Source organism: Streptomyces sp. NPDC008150 (genome assembly GCF_042956945.1).
Lineage (GTDB): Bacteria > Actinomycetota > Actinomycetes > Streptomycetales > Streptomycetaceae > Streptomyces.
In genome coordinates, this window is record NZ_JBIBHJ010000014.1 from 177,666 (window position 1) to 193,812 (window position 16,147).

The 16,147-nt window shown below is 70.7% G+C and carries 14 protein-coding genes and 1 riboswitch; of the genes, 9 read left to right on the forward strand and 5 right to left on the reverse strand.

Annotated elements, in window-relative coordinates:
• Positions 1-205: 205 nt before the first annotated feature.
• Both nagB and ACFZA0_RS29670 read left to right on the forward strand, forming a co-directional pair.
• Positions 206-991, forward strand: a complete 786-nt coding sequence (gene nagB, locus ACFZA0_RS29665; RefSeq protein WP_391022609.1) for a glucosamine-6-phosphate deaminase — start codon at positions 206-208, stop codon at positions 989-991.
• 120 nt (positions 992-1,111) lie between these two features.
• On the forward strand, positions 1,112-1,474 hold the full coding sequence (locus ACFZA0_RS29670; RefSeq protein WP_391022611.1) for a hypothetical protein: 363 nt from the start codon (positions 1,112-1,114) through the stop codon (positions 1,472-1,474).
• A gap of 846 nt (positions 1,475-2,320) precedes the next feature.
• On the opposite strand, the gene ACFZA0_RS29675 is transcribed toward ACFZA0_RS29670, so the two are convergent.
• The 4 genes from ACFZA0_RS29675 to ACFZA0_RS29690 form a co-directional block, all read right to left on the reverse strand.
• Positions 2,321-3,832, reverse strand: coding sequence for a glycoside hydrolase family 3 N-terminal domain-containing protein (locus tag ACFZA0_RS29675; protein WP_391022613.1), 1,512 nt, complete (start codon positions 3,830-3,832; stop codon positions 2,321-2,323).
• A 9-nt stretch (positions 3,833-3,841) separates the two neighbouring features.
• Positions 3,842-4,687 carry an ABC transporter permease subunit gene (locus tag ACFZA0_RS29680; protein ID WP_391022614.1) on the reverse strand — a complete coding sequence of 282 codons (846 nt, stop codon included), beginning with the start codon at positions 4,685-4,687 and terminating at the stop codon, positions 3,842-3,844.
• Positions 4,684-5,673: an ABC transporter permease subunit gene (locus ACFZA0_RS29685; RefSeq protein WP_391022616.1), complete on the reverse strand. Its 990-nt coding sequence runs from the start codon at positions 5,671-5,673 to the stop codon at positions 4,684-4,686. Before ACFZA0_RS29685 ends, ACFZA0_RS29680 begins: the two co-directional genes overlap by 4 nt.
• 117 nt (positions 5,674-5,790) lie before the next feature.
• Positions 5,791-7,077: an extracellular solute-binding protein gene (locus ACFZA0_RS29690; RefSeq protein ID WP_391022617.1), complete on the reverse strand. Its 1,287-nt coding sequence runs from the start codon at positions 7,075-7,077 to the stop codon at positions 5,791-5,793.
• Positions 7,078-7,487: 410 nt separating this feature from the next.
• On the opposite strand from ACFZA0_RS29690, the gene ACFZA0_RS29695 reads away from it, so the two are divergent.
• The 6 genes from ACFZA0_RS29695 (at position 7,488) to ACFZA0_RS29720 (ending at position 14,888) form a co-directional block, all read left to right on the forward strand.
• Complete coding sequence (locus ACFZA0_RS29695; RefSeq protein ID WP_391022790.1) at positions 7,488-8,252, forward strand: UTRA domain-containing protein; 765 nt, start codon at positions 7,488-7,490, stop codon at positions 8,250-8,252.
• Between the two features lie 355 nt (positions 8,253-8,607).
• Positions 8,608-8,871, forward strand: a complete 264-nt coding sequence (locus tag ACFZA0_RS29700; RefSeq protein ID WP_391022619.1) for a DUF3311 domain-containing protein — start codon at positions 8,608-8,610, stop codon at positions 8,869-8,871.
• Entirely contained in the window at positions 8,868-10,478 is a 1,611-nt protein-coding gene (gene mctP / locus ACFZA0_RS29705; RefSeq protein WP_391022620.1) for a monocarboxylate uptake permease MctP, read from the forward strand. The genes ACFZA0_RS29700 and mctP overlap by 4 nt, the downstream gene beginning before the upstream one ends.
• Positions 10,479-10,558: 80 nt before the next feature.
• On the forward strand, positions 10,559-11,068 hold the full coding sequence (locus ACFZA0_RS29710) for a GNAT family N-acetyltransferase (RefSeq protein ID WP_391022622.1): 510 nt from the start codon (positions 10,559-10,561) through the stop codon (positions 11,066-11,068).
• Between the two features lie 59 nt (positions 11,069-11,127).
• Positions 11,128-11,320: riboswitch (cobalamin riboswitch) on the forward strand.
• Positions 11,321-11,439: 119 nt separating this feature from the next.
• Positions 11,440-13,821: a ribonucleoside-diphosphate reductase subunit alpha gene (locus ACFZA0_RS29715; RefSeq protein WP_391022623.1), complete on the forward strand. Its 2,382-nt coding sequence runs from the start codon at positions 11,440-11,442 to the stop codon at positions 13,819-13,821.
• A gap of 110 nt (positions 13,822-13,931) precedes the next feature.
• Entirely contained in the window at positions 13,932-14,888 is a 957-nt protein-coding gene (locus tag ACFZA0_RS29720) for a ribonucleotide-diphosphate reductase subunit beta (protein WP_391022792.1), read from the forward strand.
• Here the strand turns inward: ACFZA0_RS29720 and ACFZA0_RS29725 are convergent.
• Complete coding sequence (locus tag ACFZA0_RS29725) at positions 14,801-15,088, reverse strand: hypothetical protein (protein ID WP_391022625.1); 288 nt, start codon at positions 15,086-15,088, stop codon at positions 14,801-14,803. The two genes, ACFZA0_RS29720 and ACFZA0_RS29725, sit on opposite strands and share 88 nt — an antisense overlap.
• Before the next feature lie 93 nt (positions 15,089-15,181).
• Between ACFZA0_RS29725 and ACFZA0_RS29730 the strand changes: the two genes are divergently transcribed.
• Positions 15,182-16,144, forward strand: a complete 963-nt coding sequence (locus ACFZA0_RS29730; protein WP_391022627.1) for a helix-turn-helix domain-containing protein — start codon at positions 15,182-15,184, stop codon at positions 16,142-16,144.
• Positions 16,145-16,147 lie beyond the last annotated feature (3 nt).

Consider the following 16,147-nt stretch of genomic DNA (forward strand, 5'->3'; position numbering starts at 1 on the left):
GCAGGGGCATCGGACGGGGCGTCACCGGGTGGCACCCGGCGCGCCGCACGGGGTTGGTCACGGCGCGTCACCCGCCCGAATCCGGGAGGGATCTGCACAGTGGTCGCTCGGGGCACCTCGCGGGTACGCCTCTGCTAGATTGGTCTAAACCACCTGTGTTTCTCTCGGGTGTGGTGAAGCCCTCCTTCCAGATCGGCAGGCCAGCGTGGAAGTTGTCATCGTTCCGGACGCCACGGCAGGCGGCGAGCTGATCGCCGAGGCCATGGCCCAGTTGCTCCGACGCAAGGCGGACGCCGTACTCGGCGTGGCCACGGGCTCGACCCCGCTGCCCATCTACCAGGCGCTGGCGGCGAAGGTGCGGTCCGGCGCCGTGGACACCTCCCGGGCACGGATCGCCCAACTCGACGAATACGTGGGCCTTCCGGCCGACCACCCGGAGTCCTATCGCTCGGTGCTGGCCCGCGAGGTGCTGGAGCCGCTGGGGATCGGCATGGACGCGTTCATGGGCCCCGACGGGACCGCGGACGACATCCTGGCGGCCTGCGAGGCGTACGACCGTGCGCTCGCCGCGGCCGGCGGAGTGGACCTCCAGTTGCTCGGGATCGGCACCGACGGCCACATCGGCTTCAACGAACCGTGCTCGTCCCTCGCGTCGCGCACGCGGATCAAGACGCTGACCGAGCAGACCCGCGTCGACAACGCGCGCTTCTTCGACGGCGACATCAAGCAGGTGCCCCACCACGTGATGACGCAGGGCATCGGCACGATCCTGGAGGCGCGGCACCTGGTGCTGCTCGCCACCGGGGAGGGCAAGGCGGACGCGGTCGCCGCGACGGTCGAGGGGCCCGTCGCCGCGGTCTGCCCGGCCTCCGCACTGCAACTGCACCGGCACGCGACGGTCGTCGTGGACGAGGCCGCCGCCTCGAAGCTGAAGCTCGCGGACTACTTCCGGCACACCTACGCCAGCAAGCCGGAATGGCAGGGGATCTGACGGGACGTCAGGGATGGCGCGCGGGTTGAGTCGGGCTTCGCTCCGGATGAGGAGCTGTCCGGCCGATCAAGGAGTGGATTAGCTCTGTCTCCTGGCTCATGCGGCTGCAATTGTGGACGCGTGAGCGATCTCAAAGCGCCGACGCCCGCGCCCAGCAGCGAGGAAGTGGCCGCTCAGTGGCAGGCGCTTCTCGCGGGCGACGTGACCCGCGAGGCGGTCCATTCATGGGCAGCCTCGTGGGTCGAAGACGCGGCAGCGATCCGTGTCCCGCCGTTGGTCTTCTGGGCCCTGCAGCATCTGCATGGCTTCGACCTGTGCCGGGATCCTCGTCGACCGGGTGTCGTCTGGCACGGCAGCACGGGCGAGGGTGAGTGGGTCCACTCGCTCGACGACATCGCCGGCGGATTCGCCCGCTGGCAGGAGAAGCGCAGTCGTAGCAACACGGATCTGAAAGCGTGGTCGCAGGCTGAAGACGAAGGCTGAGCGCCCGCCCACAGGCGAGAGTCCGCGGCTGTCCCGCACGCCCCCGACCCTCCACTCCGCCCCGGTGGTGATCGCGGCACTCCCCCGGCGGGTGCCGACCGCTCCTCACGCTCGACAGCCGCTCCGTAGCGGGTGACCGGCGCCGGTCCGGCCGAGGCGAGGCGAGGCGGGCCGAGCCAGGCACCTCAACGACCGCCGCCACCGCGAAGCCGCAGACCCCGCTCCCCCGGGACCATGGGCCGGCGCGCATGTACAAGAGCTGTGGGCCCTCGCGGGCCGTCCGCACGAGCCACGGGCAGCCAACGGGGTGACGACGGACACGGCGTACGGCGCCCGCCCGGCCACCCACGCGGCCTCGCCCGCAACTCCCCTACAACATCACCGCGTTGACCCCCGCAACCCGGCCTGGCTCGCACCCCCGGCGCTCCGTTCCGCCCCGATGGCGACCCGGGCGCCGACCACTCGGCACGCTCAAACAGCCGCCCCGTAGGAGGTGACCGGCGCCGGTTCCACCAAGGTGGAGCGAGCGGGGACAGGGGCCCGCGAAGTCGCGGACGCCGATCGCCGCCCAGACCGCGGGCCGACGCACAGGCGCCGGAGCCGCAGGTCGTGACGGGCCGTCGGCACTTGGCGGAAGCCGAGCCACAGGCAGCCGACGACGGACACGGCGCACGCCAGGCCTCACCCACAACCCCCTGTCAAAACAACCGCGTTGCCCCCCCGCCTGGCGCACCCCCGGCGGCCGCCGTACCCGGTCTCCGCCACCCCCTCGGCGCGCAGCCCGAAGCGCCGGTCGCCCCGTAGGGGGTGACCGGCGCCGGTTCGGCCGAGGTGGGGTGGGCGGGGTCAGGCGCCCGCGATGACCTCCGCCGCCGCGAGGCCGCAGACGCGGGCCGCGCCGTGGGTGGCGATGTGCAGGGCGCCGCGGGGGGTTGCCTGAGGGATGCCCATCTCGACGACGATCGTGTCGGGGCGGGCGGCGAGCAGGGTGTCGAGGGCGTTCGCCATCCAGGGGTGGCGGTGCTCGTCGCGGACCACGGCGACGACGCGGCGTCCGGCGGACTCCGCCAGGGCGGTGCGGCCGGCGTCGTCGCCCGTGAGGCTGCCGGTCGTGGTGCCGGGGAGGAGGCGCAGCAGCTCGGCGGCCACGCCCCAGGGGGTCTCGTCGCCGACCGCGATGTTCGCGGTCGGGGTGAAGGCGGCGACGTAGGGCGGTTCGGTGAGCGGGACGAAGTCCGCCGCGCCGGTGACGGTCAGCGCCCTGCGGGCGGCGACGAGACCGACGTCGGTGCGGACACCGCCGTCGGACGGCGCGTCGGGCCCGTCGGCCGCCGCCGCGGTGGCCGCGTTCGCCGCCCACTTCGCGAGGGCGCGGACGCGTTGCGCCGCGTCGGCCAGGCGTTCCTCGGGGAGGTCGCCGCTGCGGACGGCCGTGACCAGGGCGTCGCGCAGGCGCCGTACGGTCTCGTCGTCGGCGAGCCCGCCGCCCACGCAGATCGCGTCGGCGCCGGCGGCGATGGCGAGGACGCTGCCGCGCTCGATGCCGTAGGTGCCGGCGATGGCCTGCATCTCCATGCCGTCGGTGACGATCAGGCCGTCGTAGCCGAGTTCGCCGCGCAGCAGTCCGGTGAGGATGCGCGCGGAGAGGGTGGCCGGATGGTCCGGGTCGAGGGACGGCACCAGGATGTGGGCGCTCATCACCGCGCGGGAGCCGGCGGCGATGGCGGCGCGGAACGGCGCGAGTTCGCGTTCCTCCAGGACCGGCAGGTCCGCGTCGATGCGGGGCAGCGCGTGGTGGGAGTCGACGGCGGTGTCGCCGTGCCCGGGGAAGTGCTTGGTGCAGGCGGCGACGCCGACGGACTGGAGTCCGGTGACGTACGCGGCGGTGTGCCGGGCGACGAGGCCGGTGTCGGCGCCGAAGGAGCGCACGCCGATGACCGGGTTGGAGGGGTTGGAGTTGACGTCCGCGGAGGGCGCCCAGTTGAGGTTGACGCCGCAGGCGGCCAGGCGGCGGCCGAGTTCACGGGCGACCTGCCGGGTGAGGTCGACGTCGTCGACCGCGCCGAGCGCGTGGTTGCCCGGGAAGGAGGAGCCGGTGCGCACTTCGAGGCGGGTGACGTCGCCGCCCTCCTCGTCGATCGCGACCAGGATGTCGTCACGTTCGGCGCGCAACTGGGCGGTGAGGGACGCGAGTTGTTCGGCGGTGGCGATGTTGCGGCCGAACAGGCCCACGGAGGCCAGTCCCTCACCGAGGCGGCGCAGCAGCCAGTCGGGGGCCGTGGTGCCGGTGAAGCCGGGCTGGAGCACCGTCAGCGCGTCGCGCGTGAGGGTGTCGGTGCCGCTGGCGAATGTCGTCATCGGGTGGGGTCATCCCTTCACGGCGCCCGCGGTCAGGCCCGCGGCCATCTTCCGCTGGACGAGGAGGAACAGCACGACGATCGGCACGGCCATCATGGTGGCGCCGGCCATCATCGGGGCGTACTCGGTGCCGTGCTTGGTGGTGAAGTTGCCGAGCCAGACGGTCGCGGTCTGGTTCTTCTGGCTGAGCAGCATCAGGGCGTAGAGGTACTCGTTCCAGGCCTGGATGAAGGCGTAGACCGAGGTGGCGACCAGGCCGGGGGCCAGCAGGGGGAAGACGACGCGGACGAAGGCGCCGGTGCGCGAGCAGCCGTCGACCATCGCGGCCTCCTCCAGCTCGCGCGGGATGTTGACGATGAAGCCGCGCAGGGTCCACACCGTGAACGGGAGGATGAAGGTGAGGTAGGTGATGACCAGACCGGAGAGCTTGTCGTACTGGTCCAGGTCGTTGAGGAGCAGGAAGACCGGGATGATCATGGCGACCAGCGGGATCATCTGCACCGCGAGGATGCCGACGATCACGATCTTCCGGCCCCGGAAGGCGAAGCGGGAGATGGCGAGCGCCGCCAGCATGCCGACGATGATGCCGATGACGACGACCGAGAGCGACACGATCAGGCTGCGGCCCACCGGGCCCCAGAAGTCGGCGATGTCGAGGGCGCGCTTGAAGTTGTCGAGAGTGAACCCGGTCGGGAAGAGACTCGGGTCCGGGTCGATGGCGTCCTTGGCGGGCTTGATGGCCGTGTTGAGCATCCAGTAGACCGGGAAGCCCACGCTGAGGAAGACGAGGACGCCGAGCAGGTTCCAGCCGAACCGGGACCCGCGCCGTCGTCCGGTCGTCGCGACGGTGCTCATTCGACCTCTCCGATCTTCAGCATCTGACGCATGTACACGGCGACCACGCCGAGCAGGAGCGCCACGGTGAGCAGGGCGATGGCCGATCCCTGCGCATAGTCGTTGACCACGAAGGCGCGGTCGTAGGAGTAGGTGGTCAGGAGCTGGAACTCGGCCTCGGGGTGGCCGTTGCGCATGACGAACACCTGCGGGAAGACGCCCATGTCCCAGATGACCGACAGCGTCGTGAGCATCACGATGATCGGCTTGAGGATCGGCACGGTGACGTACCGGAAGACGCCCCAGGCGCCCGCGCCGTCCAGCCGGGCGGCCTCTTCCATCTCCTTGGGGACCTGGGTGAGACCGGCGCTGAGCGTGATGACGACGAACGGGATCGCGCCCCACACCACGAGCAGCATGATCACGGCGAGGCCCTGCGGACCGCTGGCGAACCAGTTGTGGCCGATGAGGTCGACGCCGGGCAGCTTGCTCAGCATGGCGTTGAGGACGCCGTAGTCGGCGTCGAAGAGCCACTTGAAGACGGTGGTGGCGACGACGATCGGCATGCCCCAGCTCGCCACGAGCGCGACGTTGACGAGGGTCTTGACCCAGCCGGAGACGCGCTGGAGCAGGAGGGCGATCAGCATGCCGATGACCATGGTGAAGATCACCGAGCCGGCCGCGAAGATGATCGTGCGCAGGACGACGGCCCAGAACTCGCCGTCGTCGAGCACCTTGGTGAAGTTGTCGAACCCGACCCAGTCGGCGGGCTGGAAGCCCCAGAGCTGGGACTGGCCGAACTGCTGGAAGGACAGGGTGACCAGACGCACGAGCGGATAGCCCATGACGAGCGCCAGGATCAGCAGACAGGGCGCGAGCAGTGCCCAGGGCACGGCGGCCCCGCCGTTGCGCGACGTGCTCTGTCTGCGCGGCTTCTCGGGGGCGGGCGGCGGTGCCTGCCGCGGTGGCGGCACCTTGGCGGGGGTGGTCGTGTCTGCGGCGTTCATCGCGCGCTCCTTGGCGGTCCCTCGGCGTACGAGGGCGGGCCCCCGCACAAGTCGTACGAGACGCGGGGCCCCGTCCTCCGTGTCCCCCCGGAGGTGTGACGGGGCCCCGCACTCAGGTCACTTGGTGTTGATGACCTTGTCGATCGCTGCGTCCGCGTCCTTGGCGGCGTCCGCGACCGACTTCTTGCCGGTGCCGATGGCCTGGAGCATCGTCTGCAGCACCTGGGCCTTCTCGACCTGGCCCCAGCCCGGCGCCATCGGGACGAACCAGCTCGACTCCGCCGCGGTGGCGGGAACGGCCGTCGCCGGGTCGCTCTTCAGCGTGGCGAGGTCGGTCGTGTTGTTCGGCAGGTTGCCCTTGGCCATCAGGCCCTTCTGGCCGGACGGACCGGTGAAGGCGTTGATCCACTCGGCGGCGACGGCCTGCGCGTCGGACTTCACCGGGATGGCGAGGTCCGAACCGCCCAGGAAGACGGGCATGTTCTTGCCCGACGGGCCGGGCATCACGAAGTTCTCGAGGTTGTCCTTGAGCTTGCCGGTCTTGTCGTTCTTCGGGTCGGCGGCGGTCGCGCCCTCCCAGGCCGCACCGAAGATCATGCCGGACTTGCCCTGGCCGTAGACGATGTAACGGTCGGACTCGTCCTTGGTCTTGTCACCGTGCATGTACTTGTCGATGACGTTCTTGAACTCGGTGAGGCCCTTGATGGACTCGGGCGAGGAGAGGCTGCCCTTCCACTGGCCGCCCGACTCGGTGGCGATGGCGCCGCCGGCGTCGTAGACGTAGGACATCGCGGCGTACCAGTCGCGGGTGGGCTGGTACCAGGCGCTGAACTTGTCGCCCTCCTTCTTCTGGATCTTGTCCAGGTCGGAGGTGAGCTCGGCGTACGTGGTCGGCGTCTTCTTGATGCCGGCGTCCGCGGCGATGTCCTTGCGCCAGTTGGCGACACGGCCACCGGCGTAGTAGGGCACGCCGTACGTCTTGCCCTGGTAGGTCACCGACTGCTTGAGGCCGTCGAGCCAGGTGCCGGAGTTGGTGAACTTCGAGGCGTCGACGGGCGCGAAGGCGCCCTTGACCTCGTAGCTCAGCATCTCGGTGTTGCCCATCTCGACGACGTCGGGGGCCTTGTCCGTGGCGAGGACCGCGTCCAGCTTGGCGTTCTTGTCCGGCCAGCCGTAGTACTCGTGGTTGATCTTGATGCCGGGGTGCTTCTTGACGATCGCGGCGTCGGCCGCCTTGACCAGGTCCGGCCAGTTGTTCTGTGCGTCCACCGTGAGCCAGACCGTCAGTTCCTTGACGTCAGCGCTCTTGTTGGAGCCCCCGCTGTCCTTGTCACTGTCCCCGCACGCCGCGATGGAGACCATCATGCCCGCGATACCGATCGCGGCTATCAGCTTGCGCTTCACGCCATCCTCCTCAGGGATGCCACAAACCCCCCTTGTCCCCGCCGGTGACCTGGGTCTGCCTGTGGGACCGGGACCTGGACCAATGGTGTAGACCAGTACCGGGAGCTTGGCTTAGACCAATAGGACTGTCAAGGGTGTTCAGGGCCCCTCCAACCGTCCGTTATTGGACCGCGATATGAAGGGACCTTTCATTCCGCGCGGGGTGGAAACGGCTCTCGGGGCACGGCTGTTCGCCCGTACCACCGGCCGCCGACCTCGGGGCTGGACTAGACCATCCGGGGCCCCGGCGGTATACAGAGGGGATCACGGAGCGTGCGGGAGAGGGCACCCGCGTGCGAAGCCGTGCCACGATGTGAGCCGTGGCAGACGACGAGTCGGCCGCTTCGGCACCGGAGCCGGGAAGGCAGAACATGAGCACCGACGTCAGCAGTGCGGAGAACGAGGGTGGGGCGACCGTCCGTACCGCGCGCGTGCCCAAGTACTACCACCTGAAAAAGCATCTGCTGGACATGACGCAGACGCTGCCGCCGGGCACGCCGGTGCCGCCCGAACGCACGCTGGCCGCCGAGTTCGACACCTCGCGCACCACCGTCCGCCAGGCCCTCCAGGAACTCGTCGTCGAGGGCCGGCTCGAACGCATCCAGGGCAAGGGCACGTTCGTCGCCAAGCCGAAGGTGTCCCAGGCGCTCCAACTCACCTCCTACACCGAGGACATGAGGGCGCAGGGTCTCGAACCCACCTCGCAGCTCCTGGACATCGGCTACATCACGGCCGACGACCGGCTCGCCGACCTCCTCGACATCACCACCGGTGGCCGGATCCTGCGCATCGAGCGCCTGCGCATGGCCAACGCGGAGCCGATGGCCATAGAGACCACCCACCTGTCCGCGAAGCGCTTCCCCGCGCTGCGGCGCTCGCTGGTCAAGTACACCTCCCTCTACACGGCGCTCGCCGAGGTGTACGACGTGCACCTGGCCCAGGCCGAGGAGACCATCGAGACGTCGCTGGCCACCCCGCGCGAGGCCGGGCTGCTCGGCACCGACGTCGGCCTGCCGATGCTGATGCTGTCCCGCCACTCGCAGGACAAGGACGGCAAGCCGGTGGAGTGGGTGCGCTCGGTGTACCGCGGCGACCGGTACAAGTTCGTCGCCCGTCTGAAGCGTCCGCTCGACTGACCCCGCGGCACCCGCGCCCGCACCCCCGCTCTCCGGCACATCGCCTCAGTACGGCGGGTGTTGACGCGGCGGCCGCCCCCCTCTTCGCCCCGGGCCCGGCCCGGCTCCGGCCAACTCGGCCCGGACCGGGCCGGGTTCGCGTTTTTCCGGGCGAACCCGCCGGGCTGCGGACAAGCCGCCGCAGGCCCCCGCAACGTCCTCGCCCGCCGAATTCCCTTACGGGCCGCTTTCGTTCGCTTCCGCGATCCGTCATCCGGACGAGGGGTTCCTTTCCCGCGACCGGGTGACCTAGATTGCCTGCGCGTTACCCGGGTGAACAGCAGCGAAGCTGAACAGCGAGGGGATGGAGCCGCCCATGTCAGATGCCCCACAACCGAGCCGGCCGGTGGTGACGCCCCTGCGGGTCGCCATCGCCCTGTGCCTCGCCGCACCGTTCGTGGCGATGCTGTGGGTCGGCTCGTACGCGAAGACCGACCCGACGTTCATCGGCATCCCGTTCTTCTACTGGTACCAGATGATGTGGGTGCTGATCTCCACGGTGCTGACGGTGACCGCCTACCGGCTGTGGACGCTCGACCAGCGCTCCCGGGCGAACCGGGACGGGGGTGCGTCGCGATGAAGGACGGCGTCAACGGCGTCGCGCTCGGCGTCTGCATCTTCTTCTTCGTGCTCGTCACCGTGATGGGCTTCCTCGCCGCACGCTGGCGCAAGGCCGAGAACGAGCACAGCCTCGACGAATGGGGCCTGGGCGGACGGTCGTTCGGCACCTGGGTCACCTGGTTCCTGCTCGGCGGCGACCTCTACACCGCCTACACCTTCGTGGCCGTTCCGGCGGCCGTCTACGCGGCCGGCGCGGCGGGCTTCTTCGCGGTGCCCTACACGATCCTGGTCTACCCGCTGGTCTTCACGTTCCTGCCCCGCCTGTGGTCCGTCTCGCACCGGCACGGTTACGTGACCACGTCGGACTTCGTGCGCGGACGCTTCGGCTCGAAGGGCCTCTCGCTCGCCGTGGCGCTCACCGGCATCCTCGCCACGATGCCCTACATCGCGCTCCAACTCGTGGGCATCCAGGCCGTGCTGGACGTCATGGGCGTCGGCGGGGGCGACGGCACGAACTGGTTCCTGAAGGACCTGCCGCTGCTGATCGCCTTCGGCGTGCTCGCCGCGTACACCTACTCGTCCGGTCTGCGCGCGCCCGCGCTCATCGCGTTCGTGAAGGACGCGTTGATCTACATCGTCATCGCCGTCGCCATCATCTACATCCCCATCAAGCTCGGCGGGTTCGACGACATCTTCGCCAAGGCCGGCGACAAGTTCGCGAAGGTCGGTGCCGGCGGGGTGGTGCCGGCGGCGGGAGGGCAGTGGACGTACGCGACGCTCGCGCTGGGCTCGGCGCTCGCGCTGTTCATGTATCCGCACTCGATCACGGCGACGCTGTCCTCGCGCAGCCGCGAGGTGATCCGGCGCAACACCACGATCCTGCCGCTGTACTCGCTGATGCTGGGCCTGCTCGCGCTGCTCGGTTTCATGGCGATCGCGGACGGAATCACCGTGGCCAACGGCCAGTTGGCGATCCCGCAGCTCTTCGAGAACATGTTCCCCGACTGGTTCGCCGGTGTCGCCTTCGCGGCGATCGCCATCGGCGCGCTGGTCCCGGCGGCCATCATGTCGATCGCGGCGGCCAACCTGTTCACCCGCAACATCTACAAGGACTTCATCAAGCCCGACGCGACGCCGCAGCAGGAGACCCGCGTCTCCAAGCTCGCCTCGCTGGTCGTGAAGGTCGGCGCCCTGATCTTCGTCCTCACCATGGACAAGACGGTCGCCATCAACTTCCAGCTGCTCGGCGGCATCTGGATCCTCCAGACCTTCCCGGCACTGGTCGGCGGCCTGTTCACCCGATGGTTCCACCGCTGGGCGCTGCTGGCGGGCTGGGCGGTCGGCATGGTCTACGGCACGCTCGCCGCGTACGGGGTGGCCTCGCCGACCCAGGACCACTTCGGCGGGTCGTCGAAGGAGATCCCGGGGATCGGCGAGATCGGCTACATCGGGCTGACCGCGTTCGTGGCGAACGTGGTCGTGACCGTGGTGCTCACCTTCGTGTTCAACGCGTTCAAGGCACCGGCCGGCGTCGACGAGACCCGCGCCGACGACTACACGGCCGACGTGGGCGACCCGGGCGTCGAGCCGGAACTCCCGCCCGCCACCGCCGAACCGGCGCACTAGACAGGCGAGTTCGTACGGCGACGGGCCACCGGTCGATACCCGGTGGCCCGTCGCCGTACCGGGAGGCACACTCGTCGACCATGGACATCGTCATCCGGCCGGTCGTACCCGGCGAGCACACGGTCCTCGGCGAGATCACCGCGCAGGCCTACCTCGGGGACGGGCTGCTCGACTTCGCCGAGGACGACCCGTATCTGCGCGTCCTCAGGGACGTGGCCGGACGCGCGGCGCGGGCCGAGGTGCTCGTCGCCGCCGAGCCGCGGGGGGCGGTCCTGCTCGGGGGCGTCACCTACGTCGGCGGCCCCGGCCCGCTCGCCGACCTGGCCGGTCCCGGCGAGGCGGAGATCCGCATGCTCGCCGTGGCGCGGGACGCCCGCCGCCGCGGCGTGGGCGAGGCGCTCGTGCGCGCCTGCCTGGAGCGGGCGCGCGCCGGGGGCAGCCGGCGCGTCGTGCTGTCGACCCAGGACGGGATGCGGACCGCCCACCGGATCTACGAGCGGCTCGGCTTCCGGCGCGCCCCGCACCGCGACTGGCGCCCGCGGCCCGACCTGCCGGACCTGGTGCTGCTGGCGTACGAACTGGACCTCTGACGCCCGGCGGTACCGGGCGCACAGGCTTCCGGCGCCGCCCTGGATCGAGGGCGGACGACACAACATCTGGTGGTGGCGGCCTGCCCCGGCACAAGATGTATGCTCGTGCTCGCTGTCGTCGCAGGGGAATCCGGTGTGAATCCGGAACTGTCCCGCAACGGTGTACCTCGTACACGTATGCCCGCACGCTGTTTCACGGGCCCGCGCTCCCCGAGGTCAGTCCGACTACCTGCCGGCAGCGCGCCCCGGCCGTCCGGCCAGGGCGCCTGACGTCCGGGCCTCGCGGAATGGGCCGGTGGACGCGACGCCGCCGCGCGCTCGTGAACTGCCTTCTCCCCGCCGGGCCCCGTGCCGAGCGAGGGAGATCCCACGTGACCATCGCGCCAGCCGGTCCGGCGACCGCGACCCAGGTGGACGAGGACGGACCCGGTGCCGCTCTGCTGCGCACCCTGGCCGACCTGACCGCCGACCTCCCCGACGCCGACCCCGGCCGGGTCGCCGCCGCCGCGCTGCGCGGCCGGTCCGCCCGCGCCGACGAGGCGGAGCTGCGGGAGCTCGCCACCGAGGCCGCCGCCGGCCTGATCTCCGAGGACCCCGCCTACGCGCGGCTCGCCGCCCGGCTGCTGACCATCACGATCGCCGCCGAGGCCGCCTCGCAGGGCGTCACCTCCTTCACCCGGTCCGTCGCGGTGGGCGACCGCGAGGAACTGCTCGCCGAACGGACCGCCGCGTTCGTACGGCTGCACGGCGCGCGGCTCGACGCGCTGGTGGACCCGGCGGCCGACGACCGGTTCGGCTACTTCGGGCTGCGCACGCTGCACAGCCGCTACCTGCTGCGGCACCCCCTCACCCGCAAGGTGATCGAGACGCCGCAGCACTTCCTGCTGCGGGTCGCCTGCGGTCTGGCGGCCGACGAGAGCACCGCCGCCGTCGACGAAGTCGCCTCGCTGTACCGGCTGATGAGCCGCCTGGAGTACCTGCCCTCCTCCCCCACCCTCTTCAACTCCGGTACGCGGCACCCCCAGATGTCCTCGTGCTACCTCCTCGACTCCCCCGCCGACGAGCTGGACTCCCTCTACGAGCGCTACCACCAGGTCGCCCGCCTGTCGAAGCACGCGGGCGGCATCGGCCTCGCGTTCTCCCGGGTGCGGGCGCGCGGCTCGCTGATCCGCGGCACCAACGGGCACTCCAACGGCATCGTCCCGTTCCTGAAGACGCTGGACGCCTCGGTCGCCGCCGTGAACCAGGGCGGCCGGCGCAAGGGCGCGGCCGCGGTCTACCTGGAGACGTGGCACCTGGACGTCGAGGAGTTCCTCGAACTGCGCGACAACACCGGTGAGGACGCCCGCCGTACGCACAACCTGAACCTGGCGCACTGGATCCCGGACGAGTTCATGCGCCGCGTGGACGCCGACGCCGAGTGGTCGCTGTTCTCCCCGTCCGACGTGCCCGAGCTGACCGACCTGTGGGGCGACGCGTTCGACACCGCCTACCGGGCCGCCGAGGCGGCGGGGCTCGCCCGGCGCACCCTGCCGGCACGCGAGCTGTACGGGCGCATGATGCGCACCCTCGCGCAGACCGGCAACGGCTGGATGACCTTCAAGGACGCCGCGAACCGCACCGCCAACCAGACCGCGGAGCCGGGCAGCGTCGTCCACTCCTCGAACCTGTGCACCGAGATCCTGGAGGTCACGGACGACGGCGAGACCGCCGTCTGCAACCTCGGGTCGGTCAACCTGGGCACGTTCGTCGGGGGCGACGGCGCCGACGCCGACGGCATCGACTGGGAGCGGCTGGACAGCACGGTCCGTACCGCCGTGACCTTCCTGGACCGCGTGGTCGACGTGAACTTCTACCCGACCGAGCAGGCCGGGCGCTCCAACTCCCGCTGGCGGCCGGTCGGTCTGGGTGTCATGGGCCTCCAGGACGTGTTCTTCCAGCTGCGGATGCCCTTCGACTCGCCGGCCGCGAAGGCGCTGTCGACGCGGCTCGCGGAGCGCGTGATGCTCGCCGCGTACGAGGCGTCCGCCGACCTCGCCGAGCGCCACGGACCGCTGCCCGCCTGGGAGTCGACCCGTACCGCGCGCGGTGTGCTGCACCCCGACCACTACGGCGTCGAGCCGGTGTGGCCCGAGCGCTGGGCGGCCCTGCGGGAGCGGATCGCGGTGACCGGGCTGCGCAACGCGCTGCTGCTGGCGATCGCGCCGACCGCGACCATCGCGTCGATCGCGGGTGCGTACGAGTGCATCGAGCCGCAGGTCTCCAACCTGTTCAAGCGCGAGACGCTGTCCGGGGAGTTCCTCCAGGTCAACTCGTACCTGGTGCGGGACCTGAAGGCGCTGGGCGTCTGGGACGCCCGTACCCGCGAGGCGCTGCGCGAGGCCAACGGCTCGGTGCAGGGCTTCGGTTGGATCCCCGAGGAGGTGCGCGGCCTGTACCGCACCGCGTGGGAGATCCCGCAGCGCGCGCTGATCGACCTGGCCGCGGCCCGTACGCCGTACCTGGACCAGGCGCAGTCCCTCAACCTGTTCCTGGAGACGCCGACGATCGGCAAGCTCTCCTCGATGTACGCGTACGCCTGGAAGCAGGGGCTGAAGACGACGTACTACCTGCGCTCGCGTCCGGCGACCCGGATCGCCCGCGCGGCCGGCCGGACCGAGGCCCGTGCCGCGGTTCCCGCCCAGCAGACGGCTCCCGCGGACGCCGTCGCCTGTTCCCTCGAAAACCCCGAGACCTGCGAGGCCTGCCAGTGACCACCACCGACCCGACGACCGTCCCGGCCGCCTCCGCCGTGCCCGCCTCGCGCAGGGACCGCTCGCAGGCCCGCCTGCTCGACCCCGGCTTCGAGCTGACGCTGCGGCCGATGCGCTACCCCGACTTCTACGAGCGCTACCGGGACGCGATCAAGAACACCTGGACCGTGGAGGAGGTGGACCTCCACTCCGATGTCGCCGACCTCGCGAAGCTGACGGCCGACGAGCAGCACCTGATCGGACGGCTCATCGCGTTCTTCGCGACGGGCGACTCCATCGTCGCGAACAACCTGGTGCTGACGCTCTACAAGCACATCAACTCCCCCGAGGCGCGGCTGTACCTGTCGCGGCAGCTCTTCGAGGAGGCCGTGCACGTCCAGTTCTATCTGACGCTGCTGGACACCTACCTGCCCGATCCCGAGGACCGGGCGGCGGCGTTCGACGCCGTGGAGAGCATCCCGTCGATCCGGGAGAAGGCGGAGTTCTGCTTCCGCTGGATGGACTCGGTGGAGGAGATGGACCGGCTGGAGTCGGCCGCCGACCGGCGCCGCTTCCTGCTGAACCTGATCTGCTTCGCGGCCTGCATCGAGGGCCTGTTCTTCTACGGAGCGTTCGCCTACGTCTACTGGTTCCGCAGCCGCGGCCTGCTGCACGGGCTGGCGACCGGCACCAACTGGGTCTTCCGCGACGAGACGATGCACATGTCGTTCGCGTTCGACGTGGTGGACACGGTCCGCAAGGAGGAGCCGGAGCTGTTCGACGACGAACTGCGCCGGCAGGTCACCGCCATGCTGGAGGAGGCCGTCGAGGCCGAGCTGCAGTTCGCGCGCGACCTGTGCGGGGACGGCCTCCCCGGCATGAACACCGGTTCGATGCGGCAGTACCTGGAGTGCGTCGCCGACCAGCGGCTGGCGCGCCTGGGCTTCGAGCCGGTCTACGGGGCGGAGAACCCCTTCTCCTTCATGGAGCTCCAGGGGGTTCAGGAGCTGACCAACTTCTTCGAGCGCCGCCCCTCGGCGTACCAGGTCGCGGTCGAGGGGACCGTGGACCTGGACGAGGACTTCTGAGTCCGTTCCCGTCCGGTGCTGTCGGGGTCCTGGCCGGCGTCCGCCTGCCGGGCCGCCCGCGCCTCCCGGATCTGACGGTCCACGCGCCGCTCGTGCGCGATGCCGATCAGGGACGGGAGGATCACGAGGGCCAGGATCCCGAGAACCGCGGCCGTGCCGAGGAGTCCTTCGACGACTGCTTGCGTGTGTGTCGTGTTCATGGACACCACTGTCCTGCCCGACGCGCCTTACCGGCAGTGGCAGTACTGCCGCACACCCTCGATTTCCTGCCAGTGCGGGTGCACACTGCTGGCATGCTGAAAAAAGTGGTGACGGTCCTCCTGGACGGCGTGCACGCCTTCGAACTCGGCGTGGTCTGCGAGGTGTTCGGCATCGACCGCACCGACGAGGGCCTGCCCGCCTACGACTTCACGGTGGTGTCCGCCGAGGGCCCGACCCTGCGTGCCCAGGGCGGGTTCACCATCTCCACCCCGCACGGGCTCGAACTGCTGGAGGACGCCGACCTGATAGCCGTGCCGGCGGGCTCGGAGTTCGCGACCCGCAGCTATCCGCCGGAGCTGCTGACCGGCCTGCGCCGGGCCGCGGACCGCGGTACGCGCGTACTGAGCGTCTGCTCCGGGGTGTTCGTGCTCGGCGCGGCCGGACTGCTCGACGGCCGGCGCTGCGCGGTGCACTGGCGGCACGCGCGCGAACTGAGCCTCCTGCACCCGCGGGCGGTCGTCGAACCCGACGTCCTGTACGTCGACGAGGACCCGGTGATCACCTCGGCGGGCACCGCGGCGGGCATCGACGCCTGTCTGCACCTGGTGCGCAAGGAACAGGGGCCGGAGGTGGCCAACAAGATCGCCCGGCGCATGATCGTGCCGCCCCACCGGGACGGCGGCCAGGCGCAGTTCATCGAACGCCCGCTGCCGCGCTCGACGTGCGACACGGTCGGCGAGGTGCTGGTGTGGATGGAGCGCCACCTCGACCGGGACGTCACCGTCGAGCAGCTCGCGGCCCGCGCCCACATGTCCCCGCGCACCTTCGCCCGCCGCTTCCAGCAGGAGACGGGCACCACGCCCTACCGCTGGATCCTGCGCCAACGGGTGCTGCTGGCCCAGCACTTGCTGGAGGCGACCGACGAAACCGTCGACGCGGTCGCCGGGCGCTCCGGGTTCGGCACGGCGGCGGCCCTGCGCCACCACTTCGTGCGCACCCTGGGCACCACGCCGAACGCCTACCGGCGCACGTTCAGGGGCCCGGTGGCCGCCTGACCG